We start from the raw sequence: 8,151 nt of genomic DNA, 5'->3' as shown, positions 1-8,151 counted from the left end.
AACAACCAGATGCAGATCAACGGCGGCAAGAACGACGGCTTCGCCGCCTGGGCCGACAGCGGCGGCCTGGTGATGGGCCACTACGGCGAAACGTCGAAAAACCTGAACCTGTGGCAGATCGCCGAGCAGTACACCCTGTGCGACAACTTCTTCATGGCGGCCTTCGGCGGCTCCTACATGAACCACCAGTTCCTCGTGACGGGCCGCGCCAACGAATACTTCAACGCGTCCGAGACGGCGGCGAAGAAAAAGATCGCCGTGCTGGCCGACGGCCCGCAAGGCGTGCGCCTGGCCCTGTCGCCCGACTGCCCCGCCTCGGCGCTGGACGGCAAGCCGAAATACGTCAACGACGGCGCCATCACGCCGGACGGCTATGCCGTCAACACCATGGCGCCGCCGTACCAGCCCAGCTACATCCGTCCCGCCTACGACGGCGACCCGCTGCACGCCGATCCGGCCGACGCGAACACCCTGCCGCCGCAAACCTATGACACCATCGGCGACCTGCTGTCGCGCAAGGGCGTCAGCTGGGCGTGGTACGGCGGCGGCTGGCAAGCGGCGCTCGACCACAAGGGCGGCGGCAGCAAGCCGAACTTCCAGTTCCACCACCAGCCGCTGAACTACTTCAAGCAGTTCGCCCCCGGCACGGCCGCGCGCGCGGAGCACCTGCGCGACGGCGGCACGGGCGACAGCCCGATCTCGAACAAATTCCTCGCCGCGGCCGTGGCGGGCAAGCTGCCGGCCGTGACCTTCTACAAGCCGCAGGGCAACCTGAACCTGCACGCCGGCTATTCGGACATCGAGTCGGGTGACCAGCACGTGGCCAACATCATCCAGCATCTGAAGGAATCGCCGCAGTGGAAGGACATGATCGTGGTGATCACGTTCGACGAAAACGGCGGCTGGTGGGACCACGTGGCCCCGCCGAAGGGCGACCGCTGGGGCCCGGGCACGCGCATTCCCGCCATCGTCGTCTCGCCGTATGCGAAAAAGGGCGCCGTCGACCACAGTTTCTACGACACGACGTCGATCCTGCGCCTGATCACGCGCCTGCACGACCTGCCCCTGCTTGAAGGCCTGAAGGTGCGTAACGAGGCCTTCGCAGCGCGCGGCGCGCTGCCGCCGGGCGACCTGACGGGTGCCTTGAGCTTCCGCTAAGCCTCCCACAATGCGGCACGCCTGTGATACACTGCGTGCCGCACTTAAATCCGCAGGACAAGTTTTCCTGCAGGTTGTCCCAACCATGAGCCCGACTCCAGTAGCCGGGCTTTTGTTTTGTGGACGAAGCGTACAGAGTATTCACACAGCGGACAGCTTTTTGCCCGCTCCCCGGCGCCGGGTTTTCGCGGCCGGGGACCAGAGGTTCAGAAATGAGAGATAAAAAAGACAACGCCACCATCGACTTGCCCGGTTTCGGCCCGCCGCCAGCGCCCGAGGCGCCAGAGCCGGCGCCGGAACCGCAGCGCCGCGTGCGCGTGCGCAAGGTGGCCTTGAAACAGGTCCAGCTGGAATTGCTGGAGCCGACCGATGCCACGGGCTTGCCCGTGTGGACGCGCGACGCCGGCCTGGATCTCACCGGCCTGCCCATCTGGGCGCCGGATACCTGATACAGCAACGCGGGCGGCCGTTTGCCGCCAGCTTCCACACCACCATCCGCACAAGGGCGTAATGCCTGTAGACTGTGCCCATCCACCGCTTTTTACCGGCTACGCCCCTATGAATACCACCTCCACCACCACCGCCTTTTCCAGCCTGCCGCTGACGCCCGCCTTTCTGGCCAACCTGGATTCGCTCGGCTACCACGAGATGACCACCATCCAGGCGCAAAGCCTGCCGGCCGTGCTCGATGGCCGCGACCTGATCGCCCAGGCGAAAACGGGCAGCGGCAAGACGGCCGCCTTCGGCATCGGCATCCTGCACAAGCTCAATCCGGCCTGGTTCGCCGTGCAGGGCCTGGTGCTGTGCCCCACGCGCGAGCTGGCCGACCAGGTGGCCAATGAGCTGCGCCGCCTGGCGCGCGCGGCCGGCAACATCAAGATCCTGACCCTGACGGGCGGCGCGCCCATGCGCCCGCAAATCGCCTCGCTGGAACACGGCGCGCACATCGTCGTCGGCACGCCGGGCCGCCTGCGCGACCATATCGGCCGCGGCACCATCAACCTGAATCACGTGCAGACGCTGGTGCTCGATGAAGCGGACCGCATGACGGACATGGGCTTTTACGAGGAAATCGCCGGCATCGTCAGCGCCTGCCCGGCGCGCCGCCAGACCCTGCTGTTCTCGGCCACCTACCCGGAAGACATCCGCCGCGCCACCGCGTCCTTCCTCGTCAATCCGCTGGAAGTGACAGTCGAGGCCCAGCACGACAACGACAAGATCGAACAGCGCTTCTATGAAATCGGCTTCGACGAGCGCAACGCCGCCGTCGGCAAGCTGCTGAAACACTTCAAGCCGGAATCGACCCTCGCCTTCTGCAACACCAAGGTGCATTGCCGCGAGCTGGCGGAAGAACTGCGCCAGCAAGGCTTTTCCGCGCTGGCCCTGTACGGCGAACTGGAACAGCGCGAGCGCGATGAAATCCTCGTGCTGTTCGCCAACCGCAGCTGCTCCGTGCTGGTGGCCACCGACGTGGCCGCGCGCGGCCTGGATATTTCCGACCTGGGCGCCGTGATCAACGTCGACGTGTCGAAAGACACGGAAGTGCACATCCACCGCATCGGCCGCACGGGCCGCGGCAGCAAGAAGGGCCTGGCCCTGTCGCTGTGCGCGCCGAACGAGAAGAAATGGGTCAAGCTGATCGAGCAATACCAGAACAGCGCCGTCGAATGGCACGAGCTGAAGGAACTGGGCGAGGACGATGGCGCCGAAGCGCTGCCGGCGCCCATGGTCACCCTGTGCATCATGGGCGGCAAGAAGGACAAGCTGCGCCCGGGCGACCTGCTGGGCGCGCTGACGGGCGATGCCGGCCTCACCAAGGAACAGGTGGGCAAGATCAACGTGTTCGAGTTCATGACCTACGTGGCCATCGACCGCACGGTGGCCGAAGCGGCATTCAAGCGCCTCAACGCCGGCAACTCCCTGGGCCGCGACTTCGGCAACATCAAGGGCCGCAGCTTCAAGATGCGCTTCATCGAGGCGTAAGCGCCTGCAATGCGCGCAGGGCCGCCATGGCCCTGCGCCCCGGATACGCTTCCCACACGGGGTATTCGTCGCGGTAGTAGCAGTTCCAGTAGCTGACGGCGCGCCGTTCCAGCGTAGCGACATACGCGGGATTCTCCCGCAGGTAACGCGCCAGCGCCTGCGCATTCCAGGCCGGCAGCGCCGCGCCGATTCTCTCGACGATCTCCAGCACGTATTCGCCGCACAGGTGCACCACAAAAGGCACCGTCCATGCGCGCTCCTGCCGCAGCAGCTGCGTCAGGCAGTATTCGCGCAGATGGCCGTCATGGTGGCGCGTACCCAGGCACAGGGCGATAACGCCCGCGTCGCCGGGCAGCCCCGTGGCATCCAGCAGCGCTTCGCGACCATAATAGGTCCGCCCGGGAATGCGCAGCAGCCGGCCATCCTGATGCACGTCAAACGGCGCCGACGGCGCGTGCAACTGGCCATCGGACAGCCGGGGCAGCAGCCATGACACGGTCTCCGCCAGTGCCGCCGGAAAGGCCTGTGCTTCAGTCATCGGCAGCTTCCTGGCACACCTTGCGCACGCCCAGCGCGGGCTTGTCCATTTTTTCAAAGATCACGTTCGAATACCATTGCGTGGGATCGCCTGCGGTGGGCTTGCCCAGCGAGACATAGTAGCCGCCGTGGATGAACAGGGCCGTGGTTTCCTTGCCCGGCGTGACGGCCCGCAAAAAGGCGGGGTAAGCCGCCCTGTCGACCCGCGCAAACCGCGCGTCCAGCAGCGCCAGCAGACGCGCGTGGCGTTCCGGCGCATACGGCAGCAGATACAGGTACTCGACCAGCTCCCCGCCATCGGCCAGGCGCGTGACGGCAGCCGTCGCCGCATCCGCTTCACCGCCAAAGCGGCACAGCACCCCGCCGCTGTAGGCAAAGTCGATGACGGTTTTCGGCGCGCAGGCCTGCACTTCCCGCTCGATGCCGACGGGCGGCAGCGCGCGCATCTGCGCCAGCAGCGCCTCGCCCGACGTGGCCAGCACGGGAAAACCGGGACAGTCGCTGGCCGCTTGCGCGGGCGCAAGGGCAAGGCAGGCACTCAACAGCAGCACGGCACGCTTCACGGCATCTCCCGTTTTCATCAGGCGGCCATTATGCCGCACCGGCACGGATGCCACCCTCACAAACGGCGCGCCTGCTGGCCCTGCGGCGTATCGTCGAAGTCATAGCCGGCCGCGCGCGCCAGTGCGCGCAAGCGGTCCGCCTCGGCCCACTGGCGCTGCGCGCGGGCGGCCGCCCGCTCGTCCATCCACGCCTGCACTTGCGCTGGTACGTCCACCCGGGCCGGCTGCCAGGCCAGCAAGTCCAGCCCCAGGGCCGTATCGAAGCGGGCCATGGTGGCTTTTTTCACGGCGTCCGGCAGCGCGCTTTTCAGCAGTTCCCAGGCCACGGCCAGCGCGCGCGGGTAATTCAAGTCATCGTTGATGCAGATCATAAAACGCTCATGCCACACGGGGTCGGCCTCGCCAGCCGCCGCGCCCAGACCGTGCACGCTGCTGCGCAGGCGCGCCAGGCCGCTGGCGGCGGCGCGCAGGGCTTCGTCCGTGAAATTGAGGCTGCTGCGGTAGTGGGCGCCCAGGCACAGGTAGCGGTAGGCGAGCGGATCGACACCCTGCTCGACCAGGCTGTCCAGCCGCAGGAAGTCGCCCGCCGATTTCGACATCTTCGCCTCTCCCGTTTTCAGGAAGGCGCCGTGCAGCCAGAAGTTGGCCAGGCGCGTGCCGTGGCGCGCTTCCGTCTGCGCGATCTCGTTGCTGTGGTGGACGGCCACGTGGTCTTCGCCGCCGCAATGGATGTCGAAATACGCGCCCAGGTGCTTTTCCGCCATGGCCGAGCATTCGATATGCCAGCCGGGGAAACCCAGGCCCCACGGGCTGTCCCACTCCATCTGCCGCTGGCCGGGCACGCCGCTGAACTTCCACAGGGCGAAGTCGCAGATGTCGCGCTTCTCGCCCAGCTCCACGCGCTTGCCCGCCTGCAGGCCGTCGCGGTGCAGGTTCGCCAGCTTGCCGTAGCTGTCCTGGCGCGTGGTGTCGAAATAGATGCCGTCCGCCGTGCGGTAGGTGTAGCCCTTCGCTTCCAGGTCGCCGATGAAGTCGATCTGCTCGGCGATGTGGTCCGTGGCGCGGCACCAGACGGTGGGCGGCAGGATATTCAGGGCGCGCAGATCGCCCTCGAATGCGCGCGTGAATTCGGCGGCGATGTCCCAGGCCGACTTGCCGCTGCGGGCGCTGCGCGCCTCGATCTTGTCGTCGCCGCTGTCCCCGTCCGACGTCAGATGGCCCACGTCCGTGATGTTCATCACGTGGCGCACCTGCAAGCCATTGAATTCGAGCGCGCGGCGCAGGCCGTCGACGAACAGGTAGGTGCGCAGGTTGCCGATGTGCGCGTAGTCGTAGACCGTGGGACCGCAGGCGTACAGGCCCGCCTGGCCGGCGGCGAGGGGTTCGAAGGGGCGCAGGCTGCGGCTATACGTATCGTACAAATGTAGTGTCATGCGGTCTGTCCAGAGTGGGGCGGAAAAAGAAAATGGCCACAGGTTTTTCAACACTGTGGCCATCGGAATGAGGAGTAAAAGCTTACCGGCGCAAGGCCGCATCCTCACGGGGCCAGGCGCACGGACACGACGCAGCAGCGGCGCCGGAAGCAGGGACTGGAGGGAGGATGGTGAGCATGGCTTTACTATCGCATGGGCGCGGGCGGGCAGTCAAGCCCGCCCGCGCCGCCCGCCTATTTCTTCGCCTGCTCGATATGCGGCAGCAGCACCGTCAGGATGCCCAGCAGCGGCAGGTAGGAACAGAGCTTGTAGACGTAGGCGATGCCCGCCACGTCGGCCAGGTGGCCCATGGCGGCGGCGGCGATGCCGGAGACGCCGAACATCAGGCCGAAGAAGATGCCCGCGATCATGCCCACCTTGCCCGGCACCAGTTCTTGCGCAAACACGACGATGGCGGAAAAGGCGGACGAAATCACGAAACCGATGATCACCGTCAAGACGGCCGTCCAGAACAGGTCCACGTACGGCAGCAGCAGGGTGAACGGTGCGGCGCCCAGGATGGAAATCCAGATCACGCGCTTGCGGCCGATGCGGTCGCCGATGGGGCCGCCCATGAAGGTGCCCGCCGCCACGGCGGCGAGGAACAGGAACAGGTACAGCTGGGCCGCGCCGATGGACAGGTGGAACTTGTCGATCAGATAAAACGTGTAATAGCTCGACAGGCTGGCCATGTAGATGTATTTCGAGAACACCAGCAGGGCCAGCACGCCCAGCGCCCCCATCACCTTGTTGCGCGACAAGTTCGGCCCGTGGCCGCCCGCCTTCGGCTTGAAGCTGGCCAGGTGGCCCCGATACCAGCCGCTGACCTTGTACAGCACGCCGATGGCCAGCACGGCCAGCAGGCTGAACCAGGCGATATTGCCCTGGCCGCGGCCCACGATGACGGCCGCCGCCAGCAGCGGCCCCAGGGCGGAGCCGACGTTGCCGCCCACCTGGAACAGCGACTGGGCAAAGCCGTAGCGTCCGCCCGATGCCATGCGCGCCACGCGCGACGCTTCCGGGTGGAAGGTCGAGGAACCGACACCGATCAGGCCCGAGGCGATCAGCAGCGTGGGGAAGGTCGAGACGATGGACAGCATCAGCACGCCGGCCAGGGTAAAGCACATGCCGATGGGCAACAAAAACGGCAGCGGACGGCGGTCCGTGTACAAGCCGATCCAGGGCTGCAGCAGCGAGGCCGTGCACTGGAACGTCAGGGTGATGAGGCCGACCTGGGTAAAACTGAGTGAAAACTCGGCTTTCAGCATCGGATAAATCGACGGCAATAATGCCTGGATCAAGTCATTGAGCAGATGCACGAAGGCGACGGCGCCCAGGATGTGCATGGCCAGACCGGATTGTTGTTGGGAACTCTGAAGCGTGGGAGCCGCCGGCATGGCGGCGGGAGACGTCGTGGTGGTGTGCATTGTTCTTCCGCAATAAGCGGGCACGGCAGGCGGCCCGGCAAAGAACCCAGTATAGTATGGTCATTGAACTGATAACTTCCAATAATCGTCGCGCAAGTGACAACTCGGCGAGAATGCCTTGAAAACCCCGGCGACCAACCCGGCCACAGACTCCATGCACACCAACCACCCTGCCCTGGCCGATGCGGACGGCATGCCCTTCAGCCGCAGCACCGATGCGCACGACTACCAGCACGTGCCGCGCCCCGTGACGGCCATGTCCAAGCAATACCAGGCGGGCGACGTGACGCCGCCGCACAGCCATATCCGCGCCCAGCTGCTGTACGCCACGGAAGGCGTGATGCGCGTCACCACCGAGCACGGCGTGTGGATGCTGCCGCCCCGGCGCGCCCTGCTGATCCCCGTCGGCATCCTGCACGAGGTGCACATCCTCAGCGAACTGAGCATGCGTACCGTGTACATCGAAGCGGGTGTGGCGGCCATCTTCGGCCCCGATTGCAAGGTGCTGGAAGTAAGCCGGCTGTTGCGCGAGCTGATCCTGGCCCTGCTGGCCGAGCCCGTCGAATATGCGCTCGATGGCCGTGGCGACTGGCTGGCGCACCTGATCCTGTCGGAACTGGCGGGCGCCGATACGGTGCCCATCGCCATTCCCTGGCCGCGCGACCGGCGCCTGGTGGCCGTGTGCTCGGCCATCATGGACGCGCCCGGCAGCCGGCGCAGCATCGAGGACTGGGCCCACGATGCGGGCGCCAGCGCGCGCACCCTGATCCGTTTGTTTCCCAAGGAAACGGGCTTGCACTACCGGCAATGGCTGCAGCAAGTCCATCTGGCCGAGGCATTTTGCCGCCTGGACCGGGGCGAAGGCGTGGCCGCCATCGCCTATGCGCTGGGTTACGCCAGTCCCAGCGCCTTCAGCGCCATGTTCCGCCGCATCCTGGGCCGCACGCCGCAGCATTACCTGAGCGAGTGGCGCGGCGGCGAGTAAACGCAAAAAGCAGCCCGCGGGCTGCT

Annotated in this window: 8 protein-coding genes; 4 read left to right on the top strand and 4 right to left on the bottom strand. The window is 66.2% G+C overall.

Translation table 11 applies throughout. The annotated features are described in order from the left end of the window. The 3 genes from acpA to dbpA all read left to right on the top strand — a co-directional run. A partial coding sequence (gene acpA, locus EBS11_RS27400) for an acid phosphatase (RefSeq protein WP_290608500.1) occupies positions 1 to 1,158 on the top strand: 1,158 nt, incomplete at its 5' end. A gap of 212 nt (positions 1,159 to 1,370) precedes the next feature. Continuing rightward, positions 1,371 to 1,607 carry a hypothetical protein gene (locus EBS11_RS27395; RefSeq protein ID WP_290608497.1) on the top strand — a complete coding sequence of 79 codons (237 nt, stop codon included), beginning with the start codon at positions 1,371 to 1,373 and terminating at the stop codon, positions 1,605 to 1,607. A gap of 109 nt (positions 1,608 to 1,716) precedes the next feature. Further along, positions 1,717 to 3,141, top strand: coding sequence for an ATP-dependent RNA helicase DbpA (gene dbpA, locus EBS11_RS27390; protein WP_290608495.1), 1,425 nt, complete (start codon positions 1,717 to 1,719; stop codon positions 3,139 to 3,141). On the opposite strand, the gene EBS11_RS27385 is transcribed toward dbpA, so the two are convergent. The 4 genes from EBS11_RS27385 to EBS11_RS27370 all read right to left on the bottom strand — a co-directional run bounded on the left by EBS11_RS27385 (position 3,128) and on the right by EBS11_RS27370 (position 7,059). Then, positions 3,128 to 3,679: a hypothetical protein gene (locus EBS11_RS27385; protein ID WP_290608493.1), complete on the bottom strand. Its 552-nt coding sequence runs from the start codon at positions 3,677 to 3,679 to the stop codon at positions 3,128 to 3,130. The genes dbpA and EBS11_RS27385 overlap by 14 nt on opposite strands. Then, the gene (locus EBS11_RS27380) at positions 3,672 to 4,259 is read right to left on the bottom strand and encodes a hypothetical protein (RefSeq protein WP_290608491.1); all 588 of its coding nucleotides are present in this window, start codon (positions 4,257 to 4,259) and stop codon (positions 3,672 to 3,674) included. The genes EBS11_RS27385 and EBS11_RS27380 overlap by 8 nt, the downstream gene beginning before the upstream one ends. 38 nt (positions 4,260 to 4,297) lie before the next feature. Beyond that, on the bottom strand, positions 4,298 to 5,674 hold the full coding sequence (gene cysS / locus EBS11_RS27375) for a cysteine--tRNA ligase (RefSeq protein WP_290608489.1): 1,377 nt from the start codon (positions 5,672 to 5,674) through the stop codon (positions 4,298 to 4,300). 233 nt (positions 5,675 to 5,907) lie between these two features. Beyond that, positions 5,908 to 7,059 (bottom strand): MFS transporter, encoded by a 1,152-nt coding sequence (locus EBS11_RS27370; protein WP_290608502.1) that lies wholly within the window; start codon positions 7,057 to 7,059, stop codon positions 5,908 to 5,910. Between the two features lie 235 nt (positions 7,060 to 7,294). Here EBS11_RS27370 and EBS11_RS27365 point away from each other — a divergent pair, with 235 nt between their 5' ends. Further along, positions 7,295 to 8,125: a helix-turn-helix transcriptional regulator gene (locus EBS11_RS27365; protein WP_290608487.1), complete on the top strand. Its 831-nt coding sequence runs from the start codon at positions 7,295 to 7,297 to the stop codon at positions 8,123 to 8,125. Positions 8,126 to 8,151 lie beyond the last annotated feature (26 nt).

Origin of the sequence: Janthinobacterium sp. (genome assembly GCF_009923995.1) — a bacterium.
Taxonomy (GTDB): domain Bacteria; phylum Pseudomonadota; class Gammaproteobacteria; order Burkholderiales; family Burkholderiaceae_D; genus Janthinobacterium.
This window is presented reverse-complemented; position numbering and strand designations above follow the sequence as displayed.